The sequence below is a fragment of the Taklimakanibacter albus genome (assembly GCF_016595235.1).
Taxonomy (GTDB): Bacteria; Pseudomonadota; Alphaproteobacteria; order Rhizobiales; family Aestuariivirgaceae; genus Taklimakanibacter; species Taklimakanibacter albus.
The window spans coordinates 212733-236411 of record NZ_JAENHL010000003.1; the positions used below are offsets into that span (position 1 = coordinate 212733).

22 protein-coding genes are annotated in these 23679 nt (G+C 63.0%); 17 read left to right on the plus strand and 5 right to left on the minus strand.

What is annotated here, in order from left to right:
• Positions 1-21: 21 nt before the first annotated feature.
• A complete protein-coding gene (locus JHL16_RS01050) occupies positions 22-504 on the minus strand; it encodes a RidA family protein (protein WP_200183046.1) in 483 nt (160 codons plus the stop codon).
• 84 nt (positions 505-588) lie between these two features.
• Between JHL16_RS01050 and JHL16_RS01055 the strand changes: the two genes are divergently transcribed.
• The 3 genes from JHL16_RS01055 to JHL16_RS01065 are packed head-to-tail and all read left to right on the plus strand — an operon-like array spanning position 589 to position 3744.
• Entirely contained in the window at positions 589-1626 is a 1038-nt protein-coding gene (locus JHL16_RS01055) for an ABC transporter substrate-binding protein (RefSeq protein ID WP_200183047.1), read from the plus strand.
• 54 nt (positions 1627-1680) lie between these two features.
• On the plus strand, positions 1681-2913 hold the full coding sequence (locus tag JHL16_RS01060; protein WP_200183048.1) for an ABC transporter permease: 1233 nt from the start codon (positions 1681-1683) through the stop codon (positions 2911-2913).
• A gap of 3 nt (positions 2914-2916) precedes the next feature.
• Positions 2917-3744, plus strand: coding sequence for an ABC transporter permease (locus JHL16_RS01065; RefSeq protein ID WP_137856633.1), 828 nt, complete (start codon positions 2917-2919; stop codon positions 3742-3744).
• Positions 3745-3746: 2 nt separating this feature from the next.
• Here the strand turns inward: JHL16_RS01065 and JHL16_RS01070 are convergent, their stop codons facing one another.
• Entirely contained in the window at positions 3747-4823 is a 1077-nt protein-coding gene (locus JHL16_RS01070; RefSeq protein ID WP_200183049.1) for an ABC transporter ATP-binding protein, read from the minus strand.
• Positions 4824-5051: 228 nt separating this feature from the next.
• Here JHL16_RS01070 and JHL16_RS01075 point away from each other — a divergent pair, with 228 nt between their 5' ends.
• From JHL16_RS01075 to JHL16_RS01100, 6 genes are all read left to right on the plus strand, one after another.
• Positions 5052-6005: a sulfonate ABC transporter substrate-binding protein gene (locus JHL16_RS01075; protein WP_420884507.1), complete on the plus strand. Its 954-nt coding sequence runs from the start codon at positions 5052-5054 to the stop codon at positions 6003-6005.
• A 6-nt stretch (positions 6006-6011) separates the two neighbouring features.
• Positions 6012-6800, plus strand: coding sequence for an ABC transporter permease subunit (locus tag JHL16_RS01080; RefSeq protein ID WP_200183051.1), 789 nt, complete (start codon positions 6012-6014; stop codon positions 6798-6800).
• Positions 6797-7588 (plus strand): ATP-binding cassette domain-containing protein, encoded by a 792-nt coding sequence (locus JHL16_RS01085; RefSeq protein ID WP_200183052.1) that lies wholly within the window; start codon positions 6797-6799, stop codon positions 7586-7588. Before JHL16_RS01080 ends, JHL16_RS01085 begins: the two co-directional genes overlap by 4 nt.
• A 94-nt stretch (positions 7589-7682) precedes the next feature.
• Entirely contained in the window at positions 7683-8846 is a 1164-nt protein-coding gene (locus JHL16_RS01090) for an extracellular solute-binding protein (RefSeq protein ID WP_200183053.1), read from the plus strand.
• 214 nt (positions 8847-9060) lie between these two features.
• The gene (locus JHL16_RS01095; RefSeq protein ID WP_200183054.1) at positions 9061-9756 is read left to right on the plus strand and encodes a tellurite resistance TerB family protein; all 696 of its coding nucleotides are present in this window, start codon (positions 9061-9063) and stop codon (positions 9754-9756) included.
• A 55-nt stretch (positions 9757-9811) separates the two neighbouring features.
• On the plus strand, positions 9812-11308 hold the full coding sequence (locus tag JHL16_RS01100) for an alkaline phosphatase D family protein (protein ID WP_200183100.1): 1497 nt from the start codon (positions 9812-9814) through the stop codon (positions 11306-11308).
• On the opposite strand, the gene lon is transcribed toward JHL16_RS01100, so the two are convergent.
• Together lon and JHL16_RS01110 are read right to left on the minus strand one after the other, a co-directional pair.
• A complete protein-coding gene (lon, locus tag JHL16_RS01105; RefSeq protein ID WP_200183055.1) occupies positions 11309-13753 on the minus strand; it encodes an endopeptidase La in 2445 nt (814 codons plus the stop codon).
• Positions 13754-13767: 14 nt separating this feature from the next.
• Positions 13768-14175, minus strand: coding sequence for an Hsp20/alpha crystallin family protein (locus JHL16_RS01110; RefSeq protein WP_200183056.1), 408 nt, complete (start codon positions 14173-14175; stop codon positions 13768-13770).
• A gap of 184 nt (positions 14176-14359) precedes the next feature.
• Here JHL16_RS01110 and JHL16_RS01115 point away from each other — a divergent pair, with 184 nt between their 5' ends.
• The 5 genes from JHL16_RS01115 to JHL16_RS01135 all read left to right on the plus strand — a co-directional run bounded on the left by JHL16_RS01115 (position 14360) and on the right by JHL16_RS01135 (position 20605).
• Complete coding sequence (locus tag JHL16_RS01115; protein ID WP_200183057.1) at positions 14360-15934, plus strand: alkaline phosphatase D family protein; 1575 nt, start codon at positions 14360-14362, stop codon at positions 15932-15934.
• Between the two features lie 178 nt (positions 15935-16112).
• Positions 16113-17339 carry an SLC13 family permease gene (locus tag JHL16_RS01120; protein ID WP_200183058.1) on the plus strand — a complete coding sequence of 409 codons (1227 nt, stop codon included), beginning with the start codon at positions 16113-16115 and terminating at the stop codon, positions 17337-17339.
• A 206-nt stretch (positions 17340-17545) separates the two neighbouring features.
• Complete coding sequence (gene typA, locus JHL16_RS01125; protein ID WP_137856641.1) at positions 17546-19378, plus strand: translational GTPase TypA; 1833 nt, start codon at positions 17546-17548, stop codon at positions 19376-19378.
• 47 nt (positions 19379-19425) lie between these two features.
• Positions 19426-20331 (plus strand): DnaJ C-terminal domain-containing protein, encoded by a 906-nt coding sequence (locus tag JHL16_RS01130; protein WP_200183059.1) that lies wholly within the window; start codon positions 19426-19428, stop codon positions 20329-20331.
• 1 nt (position 20332) lies between these two features.
• Positions 20333-20605, plus strand: a complete 273-nt coding sequence (locus JHL16_RS01135) for a chaperone modulator CbpM (protein ID WP_200183060.1) — start codon at positions 20333-20335, stop codon at positions 20603-20605.
• A 37-nt stretch (positions 20606-20642) separates the two neighbouring features.
• Here JHL16_RS01135 and JHL16_RS01140 read toward each other — a convergent pair whose 3' ends face one another.
• Positions 20643-21164, minus strand: coding sequence for a hypothetical protein (locus JHL16_RS01140; protein WP_200183061.1), 522 nt, complete (start codon positions 21162-21164; stop codon positions 20643-20645).
• A 126-nt stretch (positions 21165-21290) separates the two neighbouring features.
• On the opposite strand from JHL16_RS01140, the gene ppa reads away from it, so the two are divergent.
• From ppa to JHL16_RS01155, 3 genes are all read left to right on the plus strand, one after another.
• Positions 21291-21833, plus strand: coding sequence for an inorganic diphosphatase (gene ppa, locus JHL16_RS01145; protein ID WP_200183062.1), 543 nt, complete (start codon positions 21291-21293; stop codon positions 21831-21833).
• A gap of 21 nt (positions 21834-21854) precedes the next feature.
• On the plus strand, positions 21855-22775 hold the full coding sequence (locus tag JHL16_RS01150) for a LysR substrate-binding domain-containing protein (RefSeq protein ID WP_200183063.1): 921 nt from the start codon (positions 21855-21857) through the stop codon (positions 22773-22775).
• 102 nt (positions 22776-22877) lie between these two features.
• Complete coding sequence (locus JHL16_RS01155) at positions 22878-23648, plus strand: ABC transporter ATP-binding protein (RefSeq protein WP_200183064.1); 771 nt, start codon at positions 22878-22880, stop codon at positions 23646-23648.
• Positions 23649-23679 lie beyond the last annotated feature (31 nt).

A 23679-nucleotide genomic window follows, 5' to 3' on the forward strand; every position in this document is an offset into this window, starting at 1 on the left:
TATTCGACAAGGGGTTCCCGATCACACTATCGCGACTTCGGCTTCGATTTCCACTGGGATGTTGAAGGGCAGCTCCGCCATGCCGACGGCACTCCTCGCATGGGCGCCGATATCGGGGCCGAAGACATCGAGGATCAGATCGGAGAAACCGTTGATGACGCTGGGTTGGCTGGTGAATCCTGGCGCCGAATTGACCATGCCGAAGACCCTTGTCCAGGCGGCGACGCGGTCGAGATCGTCCAAGGCACGCGCAAGACTGCCCAGCATGGCCAAAGCGGTGAGGCGCGCCGCTAGATAGGCTTCATCCACGGTCAGGTCGCGCCCCACTTTGCCCAAGGGACCGGCGATCGAGCCGTCCTCCTGGGTCGGTGCGTGGCCTGAGATAAAGGCCCTGGTACCTAAGACTCTGACGAACTGGAACGGCAGCACGACACCCGGCGGTCCCTTGACCGGACCGGGCAGTTTCAGGCCCAGCTTCGCCAGGCGCTCTTCGACCTTGGCCATAATCATTCTCCCGAGGTGCTTGATTCAGGCATGTTTATCCGGGAATATCGATCTGATGAAAAGAACAAGCCAGGGAGATAAGTCATGAAACTCAGATTATTCTCGGCCGCGTGTCTACTCGCAGTGCTTTCAGTTCCGTCGCTGGCGGACGACGTCACCGTCGTCTCCTGGGGCGGCGCCTATCAGGACAGTGTCCGCAAGGCGTTTTTCGAACCCTTCATGAAGGAAGCGGGCGACAAGGTCGTCGAAGAGGAATTCAACGGCGAAATCGCCAAAGTCCGCGCCATGGTCGAATCCGGCAATGTCACCTGGGATGTGGTGGAAAACGACTCCATGACCACCCTCGCCGCCTGCGCCGAAGGCATCGTCGAGAAGATCGACTGGGACAAGCTCGGGCTGAAGCGTGACGATTTCATCAGCGCCGATGCGAGCGAATGCGTCGTGCCGAGCATTCTCTATTCGACCGTGCTCGCGTATGACACGTCCAAAGTGAAGGAAGCGCCGACCTCGATCGCGGCCTTCTATGACCTCGAGAAATATCCGGGCAAGCGCGGCCTGCAGAAGTCGCCCTTCATCAATCTTGAATGGGCGCTGATCGCCGACGGCGTCGACGTCAAGGACGTGTATAATGTGCTGTCGACGCCCGAGGGTGTCGATCGCGCTTTCGCCAAGCTCGACACGATCAAGAAGGATGTCGTGTGGTGGGAGGCCGGCGCCCAGCCGCCGCAACTCCTCGCCGACGGCCAGGTGGTTCTTACCTCGGCCTGGAACGGCCGCATCTACAAGGCCGTGCATGAGGACAAGAAGCCATTCGCCGTCCTGTGGGATCACCAGGCGCTCGACTGGCAGGGCTGGAATGTCGTCAAGGGCTCCAAGCATCGCGACACGGCGTACAAGTTCATCGCCTTCGCCGGCCGCGCCGACCGTCAGGCCGACCAGACGAACTACATCTCCTATGGCCCGGGCAATAAGAACGCGATCGCCAATACCAATCCCAAGATCACGCCCGATCTGCCCACCAATCCGGACAACATGAAGACCGGTTTCATCGTCAATGCGAAATTCTGGGGCGACAATCTCGACGCATTGCGTGAGCGCTTCAATGTCTGGGTGGCGCAATAAACACCATGGATAGCGGGGGCTGAAACGCCCCCGCGATCTCGAAATGGCTGACGAATGACTGAGACCGTCGCGACGGCGCCAGGGCTACCGTGGCAATTCGCTGCTGCCGAGCGGCGCGGCCATCTGCGCGCGGCGGTTCTCATTCTGCCCTTGCTGCTATTCGTCGTCGTCACCTTCGCGGCACCCGTCATCTATCTGCTGTCGCGCGCCATCTATGATCCGAGCGTGGCGCAGACGCTTCCCACGACTTTGCAGGCCTTGCAGAATTGGGACGGCAAGGATCTTCCCGACGAAGCAACCTATGCGGCGCTGGTGGCAGATTTCAAGAAAGTCGCCGAAACCAACAGCGCCGCCCTCGTCGGCAAAAGGCTGAATTACGAAATCTCCGGTGTGCGCAGCAAGGTCATCGCCGCGGCGAACAAGGCCACGGAGATGACGGCGCCGCCCTATAAGGATCAACTCATCGCGCTCGACAAGATGTGGGGCGACCGGCTGATCTGGGCCAAGATCAAGCAGGCGGGACGCTCCTATACCGATTTCTACCTGCTGCGCTCGCTCGACCTCGAACGTAATGTCGACAACAACATCGTGCCGGTCGCCAAGTCGCAGGCGGTCTATATCAATGTCCTCCTGCGCACCTTCTATATCAGCGCGCTGGTGACGCTGATCACCCTGGCGCTCGCTTATCCCGTCGCCTTCATGCTGGCCCATGCGCCGGAGCGGCTCGCCAATCTCCTGCTCATCTTCATCCTGGTGCCGTTCTGGACATCGCTATTGGTGCGCACGACGGCGTGGTTCGTGCTGCTCCAGGACAATGGCCCGGTCAATAATCTCATCCAGTTCCTGCATCTATCCGACGGGCCATTCAAGCTGATCTTCAGCCGCTTCGGCACGGTGACGGCGATGGTGCATATCCAGCTGCCCTTCACGCTTCTGCCGATCTATGGCGTGATGAAGGGCATATCGCCGTCCTATATGCGCGCCGCGCGCTCGCTCGGCGGCGGACCGCTCTATTCCTTCTTCCGCGTCTACCTGCCGTTGACGCTGCCGGGCATCGGCGCCGGCTGCCTGCTCACCTTCATCCTCTGCCTCGGCTATTACATCACCCCGGCGCTGGTCGGCGGCGCATCGGACCAGATGGTCTCGGGCGTCATCGCCTCGGCCATGAACCAGGAGAACAATTGGGGCAAAGCGAGCGCGCTCAGCCTGATCCTGCTCTTCGCCACCTTCGTCCTGTTCTTCATCTACAATCGCATCGTCGGCATCGACAAAGTGAAGCTCGGCTAACCCATGCTGAAACCCGCCCCCTATGCCATGCCGATCGAAAAGGCGCTGTTCTATGGCGGCTGGATCTTCACTGCGCTGGTGCTTCTGTTCCTGATCGCGCCGATCCTCGCCATCGTGCCACTCTCCTTCAATGCCGAGCCCTATTTCACCTATCCGATGCCCGGTCTGTCGCTCAGATGGTATGAGGATTTCTTCGGCAATGAGCGCTGGACCGGCGCTCTGTTCCTCAGCATCAAGCTCGCCATCACGGTCACCATCGTGTCGACGGCGCTCGGCACCATGGCGGCGCTCGGCCTGTCTCGCGCGCATCTGCCGGCGCGCAGCGTGATCCTCGGTATATTGCTGCTGCCGATGATCGTGCCGGTGATCGTCGTCGCGGTCGCGGTCTTCATGTCCTTCGGCTATTTCGGATTGATCGGCACCTTCACCGGCCTGGCGCTGGCCCATACGGCGCTCGCCACGCCTTTCGTGGTGATCGCGGTGACCTCGACACTCACCAATTTCGACTGGAGCCTACAGCGCGCCGCGCAGGGGCTTGGTGCTGCGCCCGTCACCGTATTCCGACGGGTGATCCTGCCGCTCATCCTGCCGGGCGTGATCTCCGGCGCGCTCTTCGCCTTCGTGACCTCTTTCGATGAGGTCGTGGTGGCGCTGTTCCTGTCGAGCGCCGAGCAGCGCACGCTGCCGAAGCAGATGTTCAGCGGCATCCGCGAGATGATCAGCCCGACGATCACCGCGGCGGCGACGGTTCAGGTGATACTGTCGATCTGCCTGCTCATCGGCGTCGAATTGCTGCGGCGCCGGTCGGAAAGGCTCAGGGGTATTACGTAAAATCAGGCGTCGTCGAGCGCCCGGCAATCCTCCGCCGACCAGCCGATCTTGACCTTCATCCCTTCCTTGAGATTGGGGCGGTCGGTGTTGTTGGGGATCTTCACGATAAAATCGGTCTGATCCGCCACCTTCAGCCGGGTGCGGACATGATCGCCGAGATAGATGATCTCTTCGATGTTGCCATCGACGACGTTGGTGGCCCCATTGACCGCCGGATTGATCTTCACCCGCTCCGGGCGCAGCGACAGCAAAGTGCGGTCGCCTTTCCGCGCCACTTTCACGGCGGAGGCGTTGATAAGCTCGCCGGAGGATAGCCGCACGGCGCAGGAATTGCCGCTGCCTATGTCCTCGACGACGCCGCGCAAACGGTTGTTCTCGCCGATGAACTGGGCGACGAAGGAATTCTGCGGCCGCTCATAGAGCTCGGCCGGGGTCGAGAGCTGCTGGATGACGCCGTCATTGAAGACGGCGATGCGGTCCGACATGGTGAGCGCTTCACCCTGGTCGTGGGTGACATAGACGACGGTGATGCCGAGCCGGTCATGCAGATGGCGGATCTCATATTGCATCTGCTCGCGCAGCTGCTTGTCGAGCGCGCCCAAGGGCTCGTCCATCAGCACCAGATCGGGATCGAAAACCAGAGCGCGGGCGACCGCCACGCGTTGCTGCTGGCCGCCCGACAGCTGGGCCGGCCGGCGGGCGCCGAAGCCCGGCAACTCCACCATTTCGAGGGCGGTTTTCACCCGGCGCTCGATCTCCGCCTTGTCCATGCGGCGGACCTGGAGCGGGAAAGCGAGGTTTTCGTTGACCGTCATATGCGGGAAGAGGGCATAATTCTGGAAGACCATGCCGATGCCGCGCCGGTGCGGCGGCATTCCGCTGATGGGCTGGCCGTTGAGATAGATTTCGCCGCTGGTAGCCGCCTCGAAGCCGGCGAGCATCAGAAGCGTCGTCGTCTTGCCCGACCCCGACGGGCCCAGCATGGTGACGAATTCGCCCTTGGCGATATCCAGATTGAGATTTTTGACGACCAATGTCTTGCCGTCATAGCTCTTCTGGACGTCCACGAAGCGAACCATCGGGTCGCCGGGCTTTGAGGCCTTTGCGGTCAAACTCCCTCCCTCATTTGTTCTTTTTCTTTGCAGGCCAAAGGATATTCCGCCCCCGCCAAAAGGCAAGGGCGCTCTGAGCATCGGTCCCGCGCTCAGGAAATGTAACCGGACAATTTAGGTTATTTCATTCCGTTCCGCTCCGGTTCCGTGGGTAACCTCCAGGAAACCAGTATTCATGGAGCTCGACCGATGACGTTGCGATTTTCACGACGCGGAGTGCTGACCGCCGGTTTAGGCGCCGCCGGTTTGGCGCTCGCCGCGGCCTCAGGGCCCGTGCGGGCTGAAACCAAGACGGTCCGCATCGGCATCCAGAAATATGGCACGCTCATCCTGCTCAAAGGCAAGGGCGCGCTCGAAAAGGCGCTCGAACCCTTGGGCTACAGTGTCAGCTGGACCGAGTTCCCGGCGGGCCCGCAGCTTCTCGAGGGGTTGAATGTGGGCGCCATCGATTTCGGCTCGACCGGCGAGGCGCCGCCGATCTTCGCGCAGGCCGCCGGAGCGCCGCTCTTCTATGTGGCGCATGAGCCGCCGGCGCCACGCGGCGAGGCGATCCTGGTGCCGAAGGACAGCCCGATCCAGTCGGTGAGCGATCTCAAGGGCAAGAAGGTTGCCCTGAACAAGGGCTCGAATGTCCATTATCTGCTGGTCAAGGCGCTCGAGCAGGCCCAAGTCGCCTATAAGGACATCGAGACCAAGTTCCTGCCGCCCGCCGATGCGCGCGCCGCCTTCGAGCAGGGCTCGGTCGATGCCTGGGTCATCTGGGATCCGTTCCAGGCTGCCGCCGAGGCGGCGACCGGGGCGCGCACGCTCGTCAATGGCGAGGGGCTCGTCGCCAATCATCAGTTCTACCTCGGTACGCGCGATTTCGTGTCGGCGCATGCGCAGGCGCTCGATGTCGTGATCGCCGAGATCGGCAAGCTCGACGCCTGGGCCAATGGCAATACGGATGCGGTCGCCGATCAGCTGTCGGCGAGTGTCGGTATTCCGGCCCCCGTGCTCAAGGTCGCGCTCGAACGGCAGACTTTCGGCGTCAAGCCGATCAGTGCCGAGGTCGTCGCGCAGCAACAGCAGATCGCCGATGCGTTCCACAAGCTCGGGCTGATCCCCAAGGCGATCTCGATCGCCGAGGCGGTGCCGAAAATCACCTGATCGCCCGTGACGCTGAACAAGATCCTCGACAAAGCGCTCACCTGGCTCGTGCCGGTGGCCATCCTGGTGTTGTGGGAGGTGAGCGCCCGCAGCGGCATTCTTGCCGCCAGACTCCTGCCGGCGCCGAGCTCGGTGGCGCTTGCTTTCATCGCAACGCTGCGCGACGGCTCGCTGTGGGCCAATACGCTGATCAGTGGCGAGCGGGCGCTGAAAGGCCTCGCCATCGGCGGCATTCTCGGCTTCCTGCTCGGCATGCTCAACGGCCTGTGGCCGCCGGCCGAGAAGCTTCTCGATTCGAGCATGCAGATGCTGCGCAACGTGCCGCATCTGGCGATCATCCCGCTCGTCATCCTGTGGTTCGGGATCGACGAGGCGGCGAAGATCTTCCTGGTGACGATCGGCGTCCTCTTCCCGATCTATCTCAACACCTATCACGGGGTGCGCACTGTCGATCGTGGACTGATCGAGATGGGGCGCGTCTATGGGCTGAAGCCTACGGCCCTGTTGTGGCGGATCATCCTGCCGGGGGCACTGCCCTCCATCCTGGTGGGCTTACGTTACGCGCTCGGCATCATGTGGCTCACCCTCATCGTGGCGGAGACGATCTCGGCGTCCTCAGGGCTCGGCTACATGACGATGAATGCGCGCGAATTCATGCAGACCGACATCGTGCTGCTCGGCATCATCGTCTATGCGCTGCTGGGCAAGCTCGCCGATGTGGCGACCCGCTGGATCGAGAAGCGTGCGCTCGCCTGGCATCCGAGCTATCAGGAAAATGCGGGGGCGGCGATATGAACAGCGTCGCCCAGCTCAAGCTGAAGCGGCTCGAGCCTCCTGACGAAGAAGAGTTCGCCACCCCGGTCGCAGAGCGGGAGTCGGCCCTCGGTCTTCCCGTCACGCTCAATAAGATCTCGAAGCGCTTCGGCGGGCGCAGCGTCCTCAACACGCTTTCGCTGTCGATCGAGGCTTCCGAATTCGTCGCCGTCGTCGGGCGCTCCGGCTGCGGCAAGACGACCTTGCTCCGGCTGATCACCGGCCTCGATCCGGTCTCGGACGGGCATCTCGCCATTGCCGGCGACGAGGTGCGTGGTCTCCAGGGACGCGTTCGCCTCCTCTTCCAGGATGCCCGGCTTCTGATGTGGCAGCGGGTGTTGAACAATGTCGGCATTTCCCGCGACACCGGGTGGCGCGAGACGGCCAAACAGGCCTTGCAGGATGTTGGTCTCGCGGATCGCGCCCAGGACTGGCCGGCGGTGCTGTCGGGCGGGCAGAAGCAGCGCGTGGCGCTGGCGCGGGCACTGGTCAGCCGGCCGGGTGTACTGCTCCTCGATGAACCTTTCGGCGCGCTCGATGCGCTGACGCGTGCCGAAATGCATGAGCTCCTCATCCGTATCTGGAGCGCGCATCGCTTCACCACGATCCTCATCACCCATGATGTCGCCGAAGCCGTTACCTTGGCGGACCGCATCATCGTGCTGCGTGACGGCAATGTCGCGCTCGATCAGAAGGTCGACCTGCCGCGTCATCGGCGCTCCGGCGCCGAGGCGGCGCGGTTGCAGAACATCGTGCTCGGTCACGTCTGACAGTTCTCTTGCCGGCCGGGTCAAATAAAACTCAATTGTCGTCAGCGCCGCTCTTTGCATGAATGTTTCACCCTTTCAACAATGAGGACGTGCGATGACCAAAGACAATGAGACGCTTCTCACCCTTGCGGCCGCCCGCAAATTCAACCGGCGGAGCTTCACCAAAGCGGCACTCGCCGCCAGCGCCCTGATCGCTACAGGACCGGCCTATGTCCGGTCGGCGCTTTCCTCCTCGGGCGAGCTCAATCTTCTCAACTGGTCGGATGAATTTCCCGATCCGGTAATCCCGGAATTCGAGAAGGCGACTGGCATCAAGGTGAATTCGACGCCCTTTTCGCAGAATGAAGAGCAGATCAACAAATTGCAGGCGACTCAGGGCGAAGGCTTCGACCTGGTCCAGCCGACGCGCGACCGCGCACCGCAATTCAAGGATCTCGACGTGCTGGCGCCGCTCGACACCAAGAAGCTCAAGAATGTCGGCAATGTGCTGGGCTCCTTCATCGAAAGCTCGTCCAGCATCTGGACCTGGGATGGCGGTCTCTATCATCTGCCGCATCTGTGGGGCACGGAAGCGATCTCCTGGCGCACCGACCAGTGGAAGGGCGATCCGACGGCGCTGAGTTATGGCGATCTGTGGGGCGAGGCGGTCAAAGGCCATGTCCAGGGCCGTCCGCATTCGCTCCTCGCCGGCGTCGGCCTCTGGCTCGACGGCAATGGCAAACTGCCGAGCAACCGGCTGCTCGACGCCTATAAGGACCCGGATGCCTTCAAGAAGATCTATGACGAGATCCTCAAAGTGGCGATCGAGCACAAGCCGTGGATCAAGCAGTTCTGGGATTCGGCCGACAACACCAAATCGGGCCTGCTCGAAAACGACGTGTGGATCGGGCTCACCTGGGACGGGCCGGCGCTCAGCCTGAAGAAGGACGGCAAGCCGGTGAACTACCAGGCGCCGAAAGAAGGCGCCATCACCTGGCTCGACGGCCTGTCGATCACCAAGGCGGCAAAAAACGCGGAGCAGGCCTATGCCTTCATCGACTTCCTGTACACGCCCGAAATCTCGGCCAAGCTGGCGGAAGGCTCCGGCTACAATCCAGTGGTCACCGGCGCCGATGCGCTGCTCTCCGATGTCGCCAAGCGCAACTTCCAGGAAGCTTTCCCGGGCGACGCCCTGAAGAAGCTCTGGCATCGCCCGCCCGAGCCGTCCTGGTTTGCCGAGCTTCGCACGCAATATGCCGGCAAGTTCCAGGCGGCCTGACGGCGCTTCGATAGACAAGGAAAACTCAAGATGGACGCATAGATTCCTCACTCCCCGCGCGGTGGTGAGTGCGTTATGTCGAATACCGTCTTGTGTAATCCTCTGACGACTTGCGCCCGGTGAAAACCGGGCGTTTCTTTTTTGTCGATTTGACCGGCGCTCCGGTGCGGTGCAGACTCGGGGTGAGGGGCAAGTCTTAGGCTAAAGAGGAACGATGCGGCCGCATCCCTGCGTTGTCGTCGGGCTCAGCGTCGACACTATCTCGCGCGTGCGAGAGGGTGACCGGCTGACTCTCGCCCCGGGGCCGCAGGCTCCGGGCGCTGTCGCGTGTTTTCATGGCGAGACCTGTATCGGTCATATACCGGCAAGCCGCGGCTGGGTTGCAAGCTCGCTTGCCGAGGGCGACAGCCATCAGGTCACGGTCACCGGCTTCGACACCGATGCCGAGGGGAAGCTGGCCCAGGTCGAAATCGCGGTCGCCATTTTGGGTGGCGATCGGCCGGAACGACCGCCGATCCGCTCGGTCATTTCCGAGATCGGTGATGAATTGCGCATCCTCGCCGTGGTCGGGGCGGCCGATGGCCGGCTCGCCCCTGCCGAGCGTGGCGTGATCGAGGAATTTGCCGCAGCGCGCGCGGCTGAGCTTCGTCTCGTGCCGGATGAGGGAGAGATCGCCCACGCGGTGCGCTGGGCGCGCCGGCATGTCCCCGACACGCTCGATGTCGCGGGGATCGTGCGCCGCCTGACGAAGGAACGCCCGGAAGCCCTGCCGCTCATCGAGGAGGCTTGCGCCGTCGTCGCCGAGGTCGATGGCCGCATCGCGCCCGAGGAGCGGCAATCGATGATCACGCTCCAGGCGCTGCTCGAGCAGGGCATGGCGGCGGCCAAAAAAGGCGGCGCCGGTGCCTAGATTGAACCGCCGCAAGTTCCTCCTGTCATCAGCTTCCGGATCACTGGCCTTCGCCATGCCGGCCATCAGCCATGCGGCCTCGCGCCCCGAGCTCAGTCATGGCATGCAAGCGGGCGATGTCGATGCCACATCGGGCATGATCTGGGCGCGCAGCGACCGGCCGGCAAGGCTTCATGTCCAGGTCGCCACCACCGAGAGCTTCAAGGATGCGGTCAGGGTGGCGAGCCTCGATGCGCGGCCGGCGCGCGATCTCACCGTGAAGCATCTGCTCGTCGACCTGCCGCCCGATCAGACCATCTTCTATCGCCTGCGCTTCGCCAATCTCTCCTATACCGGCACCAAGAGCCAGGCGCTCATCGGCCGCTTCCGCACCGCGCCGGTGAGCCGCCGCAATGTGCGCTTCGTCTGGTCGGGCGATACGGCCGGGCAAGGTTGGGGCATCAATACCGACGATGGCGGCATGAAAACCTATGCCACCATGGCGCGGCATGATCCGGATTTCTTCATCCATTCCGGCGACACGATCTATGCCGACGGGCCGATCAAGCCGGAAGTGCAGCTCCCGGGCGGCGGCGTGTGGAAGAACATCGTCCAGGATGGGGTGGGCAAGGTCGCCGAAACGATCGAGGAGTTTCGCGGCCGCTTCAAATACAATCTGCTCGACGAAAATCTGCGCGCCTTTAATGCGCAGGTGCCGACCTATTTTCAATGGGACGATCACGACGTCATCGACAACTGGTCGCCGGGCAAGGATCTCAAGGCGGACGACCGCTACAAGGAGAAGTCGATCGCCAAGCTGGCCGAGCGGGCGGCGCGCGCTTTTCATGAGATGACGCCGATCTGCTATTTTCCAGAAGAGCCGGGACGCATCTATCGCCGCATTTCCTATGGACCGCTGCTCGACATTTTCTTTGTCGATCTCAGGAGCTATCGCGGCCCGAATGGCGCCTCGCTCGAAACCGAGCTGACACCGGAAGCGCGCATCATCGGCGAGACCCAGATGATGTGGCTCAAGCGCGAGCTTGCCTCGTCGAAGGCGACGTGGAAAGTGATCGCCTGCGATATGCCGATCGGCCTCATCATCTGGGACGACTGGAAGGAAAGAAAAGGCATCGAGGCTGTCGCCAATGGCGATCACGGCAAACCCTTGGGCCGCGAGCTCGAATTCGCCGAGTTGCTGAGATTCATCAAGGGGTCGGCAATCCACAATGTCGTCTGGCTGACGGCGGATGTGCATTATACCGCCGCCCACTACTACAATCCCGACAAGGCGCAGTTCCAGGATTTCGCGCCCTTCTGGGAATTCGTCTCCGGCCCCCTGCATGCCGGTACATTCGGGCCCAATGAGCTCGACAAGACCTTCGGGCCGGAAGTCAAATTCATGAAGGCGCCGACTAAGGAACAGGGCGTCAACCTGCCGCCCTCAGCCGGCCTGCAGTTTTTCGGCCTCGTCGATATCGACGGCAAGACGGAGCAGTTGACGGTCCGTCTCATGGATCGCGACGACAAGGAACTCTACAAGGTCACGCTCGATCCGGAGCGGAAGGAATAGTCAGGGTAAATCATTCGGCCGCGCGGCGCGCCTCTGACTATCGGAGTCCGGCGTGGCGTCACTTGCCAGCGATGCTGCGCCCGGCGCCTCCAAGGCGGCGGCGACGGCATCCTCTACCGTGTCGAGCCAGACGATGCGGACATGCTGGCGGGCGCTTTCCGGAACGTCTTCCAGATCCTTGCGGTTGCGTGCCGGCAAGAGGACCGTGGTGATGCCGGCGCGGATTGCCGCCAGCACTTTCTCCTTCACGCCGCCGATCGGCAGCACCAGACCACGCAATGAGATCTCACCGGTCATGGCCGTGTCGCTGCGCACGGTGCGGCCGGTGAGAAGCGAAGCCAGGGCCGTGAACATGGCGACGCCGGCGCTTGGTCCGTCTTTGGGAATGGCGCCTGCCGGCACATGGATGTGGATGTCCGATTTCTCGAAGCTGTCGCTGGCGACGCCGAGTTCGGCGGTGCGTCCCTTGGCGAGCGTCAAGGCGGCCTGGGCGCTCTCCTTCATGACATCGCCGAGCTGGCCGGTGAGGACGAGCCTGCCATTGCCTGGCGTGCGCGTCGCCTCGATGAACAGGATGTCGCCGCCGACCGGCGTCCAGGCGAGGCCGGTGGCGACGCCTGGCACGCTGGTGCGCATCGCGCTCTCGCGCTCGAAGCGCGGCGGTCCGAGTATGCTGGTGAGATTATCCTCGGTGACGCGGAGCTTTTCGTCCTGTTTCTCGGCTATTCGCATGGCGGCGTGCCGGCACACCGCGCCGATCTCGCGTTCGAGATTGCGGACGCCGGCCTCGCGCGTGTAGTCGCGGATGATGCGGCTGAGCGCCGCGTCGGTGATCTCGCATTGCAAAGCGTCGAGGCCCGCCGCCGCGAGCTGGCGCTTCACCAGATAACGCTTGGCGATCTCGAGCTTCTCCTCGTCGATATAGCTCGGGATCTCGATGATCTCCATGCGGTCGCGGACCGGTCCCGGAATGGTGTCGGCCATGTTGGCGGTGCCTATGAACATGACTTTTGAGAGGTCGAAAGGCACCGCCAGATAATTGTCGCGGAAGGTCGAGTTCTGCTCGGGGTCAAGGACTTCGAGCAAAGCGGAGGACGGATCGCCTTGGAAACCGGAGCCCAGCTTGTCCATCTCGTCCAGCATCAGAACGGGATTGCGGATCTCGGCCCGGCGCATGGCCTGGATGATGTTGCCGGGCAGGGCGCCGATATAGGTGCGGCGGTGGCCGCGGATCTCAGCCTCGTCATGCACGCCACCCAAACTGATGCGCGCGAATTTGCGCCCCGTCGCATGGGCGATGCTCTGGCCCAGCGAGGTCTTGCCGACGCCCGGCGGTCCGATGAAGCACAGGATGGGGCTCTTACCGTCCGGATTGAGCTTGCGCACGGCGAGAAATTCCAGGATGCGCCGCTTGACCTTCTCTAGTCCGAAATGCTCCTCGTCAAGGATGCGCCGCGCCTCGGCGATGTCGATGCGTTCCGGCGCGAGCTTCGACCAGGGCAGGTCGATGAGCCAGTCGAGATAGGTGCGGATCATGGCATATTCGCCCGCCGCCTCCGGCATCCGTTCCAGCCGTTTCAGCTCCTTGTCTGCCTGCTCTTTTGCCTCCTTGGGCATCTCCGCCTTGGCGATCCGCTCGCCGAGCTCGGCTATCTCGGCCGATTTCTCGTCGCCTTCGCCGAGCTCCTTCTGAATCTGGCGCAGCTGCTCGCGCAATATGTGCTGGCGCTGCTGGGAGGAGAGCGAGCTCTGAGTCTGATCGCCGATCTCCTTGGTCAGGCGCAGTACCTTGAGGCGCTCGCCGATCATCGCCAGCACCTTGTCGAGCCGTTCCGTGACATCGACCGCTTCGAGGATCTCCTGCTTCTCGGCGGGCTTCGCGTCACTGACGCCGGCGACGAAATCGGCCAGCGCCGAGGGCGAATCGAGCCCTTCGATCGCAGCACCCATTTCGGCCGGGAAATTCGGCAGCAATTGCAGAGCTTCCTGGGCGCGTTGCTTCAGGAGCGTAACGCGCGCCTCGATCGCGGGCGTGAAGACCTCGGACGTTCCGATCTGCTCGACCCGCGCCGCCAAAAAGGGATAGCCCGACAGATAATCCATGATACGGATGCGGCGGACGCCCCGGCAGATCAGATGATGCGTCCCGTCCGGCGCGGTCACATAGCGCAGGATCTCCGCTGCGGTTCCGACGCGATAGAGCTGCTCTTCCATCGGTTCGTCGACGGAAGGGTCGCGCTGCAACAGGACGGCGATGTTCCTCTCGTGCCGGACGGCCTCCTGGGCGGCGGCGATCGAAGCCGGCCGGTTGAGCGTCAGCGGCAGTACGATGCCGGGAAACAGCACGGCCTGCCGGGCCGGGAGGATGGCCAACGCATCGTCAGGAAGCGGCGGAAAGGCTTCGGGTTTGCGTGCCTGATTCGGTTGGGAAACTGTGTCGGGCATGATCCACCTGTCGGTCAGATGTCTTCGCGGCCGAAGACCAGGGTCAGCAGGCCGTCCTTGAATTCGGATCTGCTGGTGGGACCCCAGCCGGCCGGCAGATGGACCCGCCGTTCAAATCCGCCATGGGGAATTTCGAGACGATGGATGAGGGCGTTACGCGCGAGCCGCGGCAGATGCTGCCGGCCACGAATGACGACGGTGGAGCCGTCCATGCGGATGTCGAGATCGTCGGGGGCGACGCCTGGCAAGGCCACGACCAGGATCACGTTGTCATCATCCTCGAATATGTCGATGGGCGGCACCCAGCTCGCCGCCGGCGCGTCGGTGAGCTGGGGCTGGAAGAAGTGGCGGTGCAGATTCTCGGCGCGCTCGATGAAAGCGCAGGCTTCGTTCCACATCCAATTGCGGGGATCAATCGACATCGCTGAACCTCCTTGGCCTTGGAACCATAGGCCTCAAGATAGCTCTATAAGAGACCCGCGCTCCGATGCCTGTCAATTGTCCGTCGCGGCATGCGCCCACAGCTGCCGCTCATTGTGTCGTCATCGCTTTGTGACACGAGTCGGAGAATGTCGGCCTCCCCATCCGAAAGACAGGAGGCTCGCCATGCGCTTGACCGTCAACCGCCGCAAATTCATGAAATCATCCGCGCTTGGTGCGCTCGCTTTGTCGAGCGGCCTCGCCATGCCCTCTCTAAGCCGCGCGGCGGCGCGTCCGGTGGTGAGCCATGGCGTGCAGTCGGGTGATGTCGATGCGACATCCGGCATGATCTGGGCGCGCAGCGACCGGCCGTCGCGGCTCCAGGTCGAGGTGGCGACGACCGAGAGCTTCGCCGATGCGACCCGCCTCGCGCCCATCAACGCTTTGCCGGAATCGGATTTCGCGGTGAAACGTCTCCTCGCCGACCTGCCGCCCGATCAGACCATCTTCTATCGCCTCAACTTCGTCGATCTCGCCGATGTGAACGGCGTGAGCGAGCCGGTGGTCGGCCAGTTCCGTACAGCACCGGCGAGCCGGCGGGCGCTGCGGTTCGTGTGGTCGGGCGATACCGCCGGCCAGGGCTGGGGCATCAATCCCGACGATGGCGGTATGAAGACCTATGCCACCATGGCCAAGCACAATCCGGATTTCTTCATCCACTCGGGCGACACCGTCTATTGCGACGGCCCGATCAAGGCGGAAGCGGAGATCGCGTCAGGCGGCGTGTGGAAGAACATCGTGGCGGAAGGCGTCGAGAAGGTCGCCGAGACGCTCGATGAATATCGCGGCCGCTGGAAATACAATCTGCATGACGAAAACCTGAAGGCCTTCAATGCCAAGGTGCCGACATTTTTCCAGTGGGACGATCACGAGGTGACCAACAACTGGTCGGCGTCGAAGGATCTGAGCAAGGACGACCGCTATAAGGAGAAGTCGATCGGCGTGCTGTCGGCCCGGGCCGGACGCGCCTTCCACGAGATGACGCCGATCCGCTACATCCCGGAAGAGCCGGGCCGCGTCTATCGCAAGATTTCCTATGGCCCGATGCTCGATATCTTCTTCGTCGATCTCCGCAGCTATCGCGGACCCAACGGCCCGTCGCTGGAGACCGAGCTCACGCCCGCCTCGCACATCCTGGGCGAAACGCAGATGCGCTGGCTGAAGCGCGGCCTCTCCGCCTCGCAAGCGACCTGGAAAGTGATCGCCTGCGACATGCCGATCGGCGTCATCGTCTGGGACAATGGCAAGGAGAAGAAAGGCGCTGAGGCCATCTCGAATGGCGATCAGGGGCCGGCGAAAGGCCGCGAGCTGGAAATCGCGGAACTCCTCAAATTCGTCAAGGTGGCCGGCATCCCCAATGTGGTGTGGCTCACGGCGGACGTGCATTACACCGCGGCGCATTACTACAATCCCGACAAGGCGCAGTTCCAGGACTTCGCGCCGTTCTGGGAATTCGTCTCAGGCCCCCTTCATGCCGGCACTTTCGGGCCCAATGATCTCGACATGACCTTCGGCCCTGAGCTCAAATTCGTGAAGGGACCGACGGCCGAACAAGGCCAGAACCTGCCGCCTTCGGCCGGCCTCCAGTTCTTCGGCATCGTCGATATCGACGATAAGACCGAGCAGATGACGGTCCGGCTCATGGATCGCGACGACAAGGAACTCTACAAGGTGACACTCGATCCCGAGCGGATGGGGTGAAGAAAATCACCGTCATGCCGGCGAAAGTCGGCACCCATTAAATTCAGGCCACGCGGGCAGCGCCGCCCGGTTGAACTCATTGAATGGGTCCCGGCTTTCGCCGGGATGACGGAGCTATTTTGCGATCCGGAGAGGCATGATACATCCCATCATCCTCTCCATTTGATCGCAGCCATCCTTGACCTCCCTCGCCGTCACCGTCTTCGTCCTCGTCTATATCGGCATGGCGCTCGGCCGGGTGCCGGGGCTCGCCGTCGAGCGCACCGGCGTGGCGCTGCTTGGGCTCATCGTGCTCCTGGCTTCGGGCGATCTCAGCCTCGCCGAAGCGGGCAGCGCCGTCGACATGCCGACCATCGCGCTCCTTTTCGCGCTGATGATCCTCTCGGCGCAGTTCGAGCAGTCCGGCTTCTATGGCCTCGTCGCGGCGCGCGTGACGCATGCGGCGCAGAATCCGAAGGTTCTGCTCGCGGTCCTCATCGCCGTCACCGGTCTCCTGTCGGCGATCCTCACCAATGACGTCATCGTCTTCGCCTTCACGCCGCTCATCTGCGTCGGGCTCCTCGCGCAGAAGCTCGATGCACGGCCTTATCTCGTGGCGTTGGCGGGGGCAGCCAATGCCGGATCGGCGGCGACGCTGATCGGCAATCCGCAGAATATCCTGATCGGCCAGGCCGGCGGGCTCGATTTCTGGCGTTATCTCCTCATCGCCCTGCCGCCGGTTCTCGCCTCGCTGGTCTTCGTCTATTGGGCGGTGCTCGCCACCTGGCGCCCGGCGCTCGCCGCACCACCCGTGGCGGTGCCGGCCGAACCGGTGACAATCAACAAGTTCCAGACCGCCAAGGGCCTCGTCGCGATCGTCGCCCTGATCGTGCTCTTCCTCACGCCGCTGCCGCGCGAATTGAGCGCGCTGGCGGTCGCCGGCTGCCTGCTGCTGTCACGCCGGCTTTCCTCGCGCGAGATGATCGGCTCCGTCGACTGGCACCTCCTCTTGCTCTTCATCTGCCTCTTCGGCGTCACCGAGGCCTTCGCCAAGACCGGCCTCGCTCAGGAGGCGCTGGCCGGGCTTGCAAGCCTCGGCATCGTCCCTGAGCGCCTGTCGGTGATGCTGCCGGTGACGCTCGCCGCCTCGAACACCATCGGCAATGTGCCGGCGGTGATCCTGATCCTGAAGCTTCTGCCGGCGCTGCCCGAAGGCGTGCTGGCGGGCCTGGCGCTGCTCTCGACCTTCGCCGGCAACCTGCTGCTGACGGGGTCGATGTGCAATATCATCGTCGCCGAGCGGGCCAAGGCCCAAGGCGCTTCCTTGAGTTTCATGGATTTTGCGCGTTCCGGCATCCCGATGACGCTGGCGAGCCTCGCCGTCACGGTTATCTGGTTATGGGTCCTCGGCCTGATGGCCTATTAACGCCCCGAAAATGCCCCGAAAATGGGCTCGCTTTGAAGCCAGGACCGTGCTAAGCCCCGGCCCGAATCCAGGGCAGGAGGGCGGAAACGGACCGGTTTTCGCGCAGATCCCGCCCTTCTCTATCGAAATTGGCCATGTTTCGGGCTTTGGGGGTCTCCTAAGGTCAATGTGGCTGTGACAGATTTTTTCTGGAAAGTCAGCGCGCCATGAAACTGCGCAATATCGCCATCATCGCCCATGTCGACCATGGCAAAACCACCATGATCGACCGGCTCCTCGCCCAGTCGGGCGCCTTCCGCGACAATCAGAAGGTCGCCGAGCGGGCCATGGACTCGAACGACCTCGAAAGAGAGCGCGGCATCACCATTCTCGCCAAGGTGACCTCGCTCGTCTGGAAAGACACCCGCATCAATATCGTCGATACGCCGGGCCACGCCGATTTCGGCGGTGAGGTCGAGCGCATCCTCAATATGGTGGACGGTGCCGTGCTCCTCGTCGACGCCGCCGAAGGGCCGATGCCGCAGACCAAATTCGTGCTGCAGAAAGCGCTCAAGATCGGCCTCAAGCCGATCGTCGCCATCAACAAGATCGACCGTCCCGACCAGCGTCATGTGGAAGTGGTGAACGAGGTGTTCGATCTGTTCGCGGCTCTCGACGCGAGCGACGAGCAGCTCGATTTCCCCATTCTCTACGGTTCCACCAAGCAAGGCTGGATGGCCGATAAGCCGGAGGGTCCGCAGGATTCGATGGCGCCTCTGTTCGACCTGGTGGTCCGCCATGTGGCGCCGCCGGTCGTCGAGGAAGGCCCGTTCCGCATGCTGGTGACGACCATCGAGGCCAATCCGTTCCTCGGCCGCGTCCTCACCGGGCGTATCCGCTCAGGGTCCGTCAAGTCGAACCAGGCCGCCAAGGCGCTGGCGCGCGACGGAAAGCTCGTCGAGCAAGGCCGCATCTCGAAAGTGCTGGCCTTCCGCGGGCTCGAGCGCCAGCCGGTGGATGAAGTCCAGGCCGGCGACATCGTCGCCATTGCCGGACTGACCCAGGCCACGGTGGCCGACACGATCTGCGACGTCGCGGTGAGCGAACCCATCAAGGCGCAACCGATCGATCCGCCGACCCTGACCATGACCTTCCGCATCAATGACGGGCCGCTCGCCGGCAAGGAAGGCGACAAGGTGCAGAGCCGCGTCATCCGTGATCGCCTGTTCCGCGAGGCCGAGGGCAATGTCGCCCTGCGCGTGACGGCGTCGATCAATGAAACCGATGCTTTCGAGGTTGCGGGCCGCGGCGAATTGCAGCTCGGCATCCTGATCGAGACGATGCGGCGTGAAGGTTTCGAGCTCACCGTCGGCCGGCCGCGCGTGGTGTTCCGCACCGACGAAGAGACCGGCCAGAGGCTCGAGCCGATCGAGGAAGTGATCGTCGACGTCGATGAGAATTTCACCGGCATCGTGGTGCAGAAACTTTCCGAGCGCCGCGCCGAGATGAAGGACATGCGTCCGTCGGGCGCCGGGCGCCAGCGCATCATGTTCCATGCCCCGACGCGCGGCCTCATCGGCTATCAGTCGGAGCTTCTGTCCGATACGCGCGGCACTGCGATCATGAATCGTCTCTTCCATGATTACGCGCCGCATGTCGGTGAGATTCCGGGTCGCCACACCGGCGCGCTCATCTCCAATGGCGATGGCGAGGCGGTCGCCTATGCGATCTTCAACCTGCAGGACCGTGGCCCGATGTTCATCGACCCGGGCATGAAAGTCTATGCCGGCATGATCATCGGCGAGCACACGCGCGGCAACGACCTGGAGCTCAATGTGCTCAAGGGCAAGAAGCTCACCAACGTTCGCGCCTCCGGCAAGGATGATGCCTTGCTGCTCATCCCGCCGATCCGCATGACGCTGGAAAAGGCGCTGGCCTATGTCGGTGAGGACGAACTCGTCGAGGTGACGCCGCAGTCGATTCGTCTGCGCAAGACGCTGCTCGACCCGCATGAGCGCAAGCGCGCCAGCCGCGCCAAGGAAGCCGAGAGCGCGGCGTAACTTAACCCATTGTTGTCGATCTGCCGGAACATCGCTACATTTCCGGCATGACCGACCCCTATGAAATCCTGGGCGTCAGCAAGAACGCCTCCGCGGATGATATCCAGAAGGCCTATCGCCGCCTCGCCAAGAAACACCATCCCGACCTCAATCCCGGTGACAAGAGCGCCGAGGACAAGTTCAAGGATGTGTCCGTCGCCTATGATCTCCTGGGCGATGCCGAAAAACGCGCCCGCTACGACCGCGGCGAGATCGATGCCTCGGGGGCGGAGAAACCGCAGCCGCAGCGGCGTTACTACCGTGATTTCGCCGAAAGTGGCCAGGCCGGCGGACAGGGCTTCGAGCAAGGTTATGCCGATTTCGGCGACGAGGATGTGCTGTCGGAGATCTTCGGCCGGCGCGGCGCCAAGATGAAGATGCGCGGCGGTGATGTGCGCTATCATCTGGCCGTCGATTTCCTGAGCGCCGTGAACGGCGCCAAGCCGCAGCTGGCGCTGCCCGACGGGTCCGAGATCACCGTCACCATTCCGCCCGGCACGCGCGACGGGCAGACCTTGCGTCTCAAGGGCAAGGGCCGGCCCGGCTATAATGGCGGTGATGCCGGCGATGCCCTGATCGAGATCGAGGTGCGCCCGCACCCGTTCTTCACCCGCGACAATGACGATATCCGCATCGAGCTGCCGGTCTCGCTCGCCGAAGCGGTGCTGGGGGCTAAGGTCAAGACGCCGACGCCTTCAGGCGACGTCATGCTGAATATCCCGAAGGGCGCCAATAGCGGCACGGTGCTGCGCCTCAAGGGCAAAGGCGTCGCCAAGGCTGGCGGCGGCACGGGCGATCAGTATGTGACGCTGAAAGTGATGCTGCCGGAAAAGCCCGATGCCGAGCTCGAGGAATTCATCGCGCGCTGGAGCAAGGACAAAGCTCAAGATCCGCGCCGGGCGATGGGGGTGTGAGATGGTCCAGAAAACCACAATCGTCTTCGCAGCCCGGTATGACGAGGACACTTTGCGCGAATGGGTGGCAGCCGGCTGGATCAGTATCGAGGAGAGTGCCATCGGCGAGCCACTGTCGGAAGCCCATCAGGCACGCTGCGATCTCATCTGCGACCTGAAACAGAATATGGGCGTCAATGACGATGGCATCGACGTGATCCTCAATCTGGTCGATCAGATCCATGGCCTGAGGCGGGCGCTGCGCGAGACGATTCATCATACGAAGCGCGATTGAAAACACCCTCGCCCCGCGAAGCGGGGAGAGGTGGATTTCATTCTTCCCGATAAGGCCCGCCGGGACAGGGCATGCCGCTGGCATAGTCGGTGGCGCTGCCGCCGCGCGCGGAAAAAATCTCCGGCATGTCCTTGGCGCAGTCGAAAGCGGCGGCGCGTTCATCGGCACGCTGGCGGGCCACTTCATTGGCCTCGGTATATTTGGTGTCGACATAGGCGATGTGGCAGGCGGTCTTGCCGTCGAGCTTGGTCACCACGAGCCAGTTCTGCTTGACGGGGGCGCCCTCGTCAGCACTCTGCTCCGTGAACCAGCGCAGGATGGTGGCGAAAGGCTTGCCGTCCTTCAGTCGCCATTCGACGCGCGGCCCCAGGGAATTGAAGGCGCCGAAGGTCTGCATCGCGGCGCATTGCGCCGGCGCTTGCCTGCCGAAGCCGACGAAGCTGCGGAGATCGCCCTCCCAGACGCGGACGTCGAAGTCCTTGATGCCCTTGCACAGCCATTCGCCGCCCCCGCCCTCATCCTCGAACAAGGCCAGCTGCTCGCACTTCTTGAGGTTCAAGTCACTGTAAATACTGGTATTTTCCTGTGCCGTCGCGGCAGAGGCGAAGACCGTCAGGGCTATTGGAAAGAGATGGCATTTCATGCAAAGAAGGCCTCAACTGACGTTTTCTAGAGGTGCCTCTCCATGCGTATAGATGCCATATCGATCGGCAAGAATCCACCCAAAGAGGTGAATGTCATTGTCGAGGTGCCGGTCGGCGGCGAACCCATCAAATATGAGATGGACAAGGCGGCGGGCACGCTGGTGGTCGACCGCTTCCTCTATACGTCGATGCGTTATCCCGGCAATTACGGCTTCATCCCGCATACTCTGTCGCTCGACGGCGACCCGTGCGACGTGTTGATCGCCAATCAGCGCGGCATCGTGCCGGGCGCCCTGGTGGCGGTGCGCCCGGTCGGCGTGCTGTTCATGCAGGACGAGGCGGGCGGTGATGAGAAGATCGTCGCCGTGCCGGTGCCGCGGCTCACAAGGCGCTATGAGAATGTGCATAACTACACCGACCTGCCGGAGATCACGCTCCAGCAGATCCAGCATTTCTTCGAGCACTATAAAGACCTCGAGACCGGCAAATGGGTCAAGGTCAAGGGCTGGGGCGATGCGGCGGCCGCCGAGCAGATGATCGTCGAGGCGATCGAGCGGGCGAAGGTGGCCAAGGCATCGTCATGATGGCAGAGCGCGGGCGGGGCAGTGATCGATCTGCATAACCTGCCGCTGCCGACCTTGCGGACCTTCGCGGCGGCGGCGCGGCATCAGAGCCTGGCGAAAGCCGCGGTCGAACTCAATCTGACCGACAGCGCCGTCAGCCATCAGATCCGCCGTCTCGAGGAGGCGCTCGGCTGCGACCTGTTCACGAAGGTCGGCAGAGGCGTCGTCCTGACCGATGCCGGCCGCGCCTTCGCCAATGTCGTTTCGACCGCCCTGCAAGATGTTTTCGCCGCCGCCATGCGCCTCGCCGAGGCCGATCAGGTCGGAGGGCGACTCGACATCGCTTGTCCGCCGATGTTCGCCAGCACATGGCTCGCCCACAATCTCAACGAGTTCTGCCTCGACCATCCCTCGGTCGAATGCCATGTGCGTCTCGTCGAAAACGAGCGCGTCCATCAGCTGAGCGACATCGACATCGGCATCTCTTTCGGATCGGGTGGCTGGCCCGAGCGCTGGTCGGCGCTCCTGTCGCATGTCAATGTCACGCCGGTCTGCAGCCCCATCGTCTTCGAGCGGATCGGTGGACCGATCACCCAGCCCTCCGATCTTCGCCACACCATGCTGCTGCACCGGGATGACGGCTCGGAATGGCGGCGATGGTTCCTGGAGGCGGGCACGCCGGGCCTCGAGCTGGAGATGCGCCATCTCTATTGCAGCGATCTCGGCATGGCGATCGATCTCGCGGTCAACGGAACCGGCGTCGCCCTGGTGAGCGACACGCTCTCGGGCTCCGACCTGAAACGCGGCCTTCTGATCAAGCCATTCCCCTTCGCAATCGACGCCTTCGGCGGCTGGCACGTGGTCTGCAACCCGGCCAGCCTGTCGCGCTCGGCCTCGCGCCTGTTCCTGCGCTGGCTCCTGGCGCGCTTCGGCCGCAACGCCGCGTGGGAAACGCTTCCCTGAAGATGCCCGCGATACATGATCCCTCGTCATGTGTCGGATGATGATTCGTCATTTGCGCCGGACGGCCTCCTGTCCATAAGAAGCTGAGCAGGGCAGGGGACAATGCTGAAACTCAGCGTGACGGACATCCATAAATCCTATGGCGCGCAGGACGTGCTGAAAGGCGTTTCGCTCCAGGCGAAGGCGGGCGACGTCGTCAGCGTCATCGGCGCGAGCGGCTCCGGCAAGAGCACCTTGCTCCGCTGCATCAATTTTCTCGAGCGTCCGGCCAGTGGCGAAGTGGCCATCGCCGGCGAGGTGCTGAAGACGGTGAGGGACCGTGACGGGCTGCTGAGGGCCGCCGACCGTGATCAGCTGCGGCGCCTGCGCGGCAAGCTCGCGATGGTGTTCCAGAATTTCTGCCTGTGGTCGCATATGTCGGTCCTGTCGAATGTCACCGAGGCGCCGATCAGCGTGCTCGGCCTTAGCCGCAAGGAAGCGGTCGAGCGCGCCAGGGCCAATCTGGCGAAGGTCGGCCTCACCAACGACGTGCTCGGCAAATATCCCGCGCATCTGTCGGGCGGCCAGCAGCAGCGTGTGGCGATCGCCCGCGCCCTCAGCATGAATCCCGACGTGATGCTCTTCGACGAGCCGACCTCGGCGCTCGATCCGGAGCTCGTCAGCGAGGTCCTGCGTGTCATGCAGTCGCTCGCCGAGGAAGGGCGCACGATGGTGGTGGTGACGCATGAAATGGGCTTTGCGCGCCATGTCTCGAGCCGTGTCGTCTTTCTTCACCAGGGACGCGTCGAAGAAGAGGGCGAGCCGGAAGCGCTGTTCGCCCGGCCGGCCAGCGCGCGGCTGCAGCAGTTCCTGGCTGGACGGCTCCCACACTGAACATACGAAAATCAACCCCGGAGGACGAACC

Bases quoted from the DNA above. Each gene is read 5' to 3' on its own strand.
- JHL16_RS01050 (WP_200183046.1), bottom strand. From the start codon at position 504: ATGGCCAAGGTCGAAGAGCGCCTGGCGAAGCTGGGCCTGAAACTGCCC.
- JHL16_RS01055 (WP_200183047.1), top strand. From the start codon at position 589: ATGAAACTCAGATTATTCTCGGCCGCGTGTCTACTCGCAGTGCTTTCA.
- JHL16_RS01060 (WP_200183048.1), top strand. From the start codon at position 1,681: ATGACTGAGACCGTCGCGACGGCGCCAGGGCTACCGTGGCAATTCGCT.
- JHL16_RS01065 (WP_137856633.1), top strand. From the start codon at position 2,917: ATGCTGAAACCCGCCCCCTATGCCATGCCGATCGAAAAGGCGCTGTTC.
- JHL16_RS01070 (WP_200183049.1), bottom strand. From the start codon at position 4,823: ATGGTTCGCTTCGTGGACGTCCAGAAGAGCTATGACGGCAAGACATTG.
- JHL16_RS01085 (WP_200183052.1), top strand. From the start codon at position 6,797: ATGAACAGCGTCGCCCAGCTCAAGCTGAAGCGGCTCGAGCCTCCTGAC.
- JHL16_RS01090 (WP_200183053.1), top strand. From the start codon at position 7,683: ATGACCAAAGACAATGAGACGCTTCTCACCCTTGCGGCCGCCCGCAAA.
- JHL16_RS01095 (WP_200183054.1), top strand. From the start codon at position 9,061: ATGCGGCCGCATCCCTGCGTTGTCGTCGGGCTCAGCGTCGACACTATC.
- JHL16_RS01100 (WP_200183100.1), top strand. From the start codon at position 9,812: ATGCCGGCCATCAGCCATGCGGCCTCGCGCCCCGAGCTCAGTCATGGC.
- lon (WP_200183055.1), bottom strand. From the start codon at position 13,753: ATGCCCGACACAGTTTCCCAACCGAATCAGGCACGCAAACCCGAAGCC.
- JHL16_RS01110 (WP_200183056.1), bottom strand. From the start codon at position 14,175: ATGTCGATTGATCCCCGCAATTGGATGTGGAACGAAGCCTGCGCTTTC.
- JHL16_RS01115 (WP_200183057.1), top strand. From the start codon at position 14,360: ATGCGCTTGACCGTCAACCGCCGCAAATTCATGAAATCATCCGCGCTT.
- typA (WP_137856641.1), top strand. From the start codon at position 17,546: ATGAAACTGCGCAATATCGCCATCATCGCCCATGTCGACCATGGCAAA.
- JHL16_RS01130 (WP_200183059.1), top strand. From the start codon at position 19,426: ATGACCGACCCCTATGAAATCCTGGGCGTCAGCAAGAACGCCTCCGCG.
- JHL16_RS01135 (WP_200183060.1), top strand. From the start codon at position 20,333: ATGGTCCAGAAAACCACAATCGTCTTCGCAGCCCGGTATGACGAGGAC.
- ppa (WP_200183062.1), top strand. From the start codon at position 21,291: ATGCGTATAGATGCCATATCGATCGGCAAGAATCCACCCAAAGAGGTG.
- JHL16_RS01155 (WP_200183064.1), top strand. From the start codon at position 22,878: ATGCTGAAACTCAGCGTGACGGACATCCATAAATCCTATGGCGCGCAG.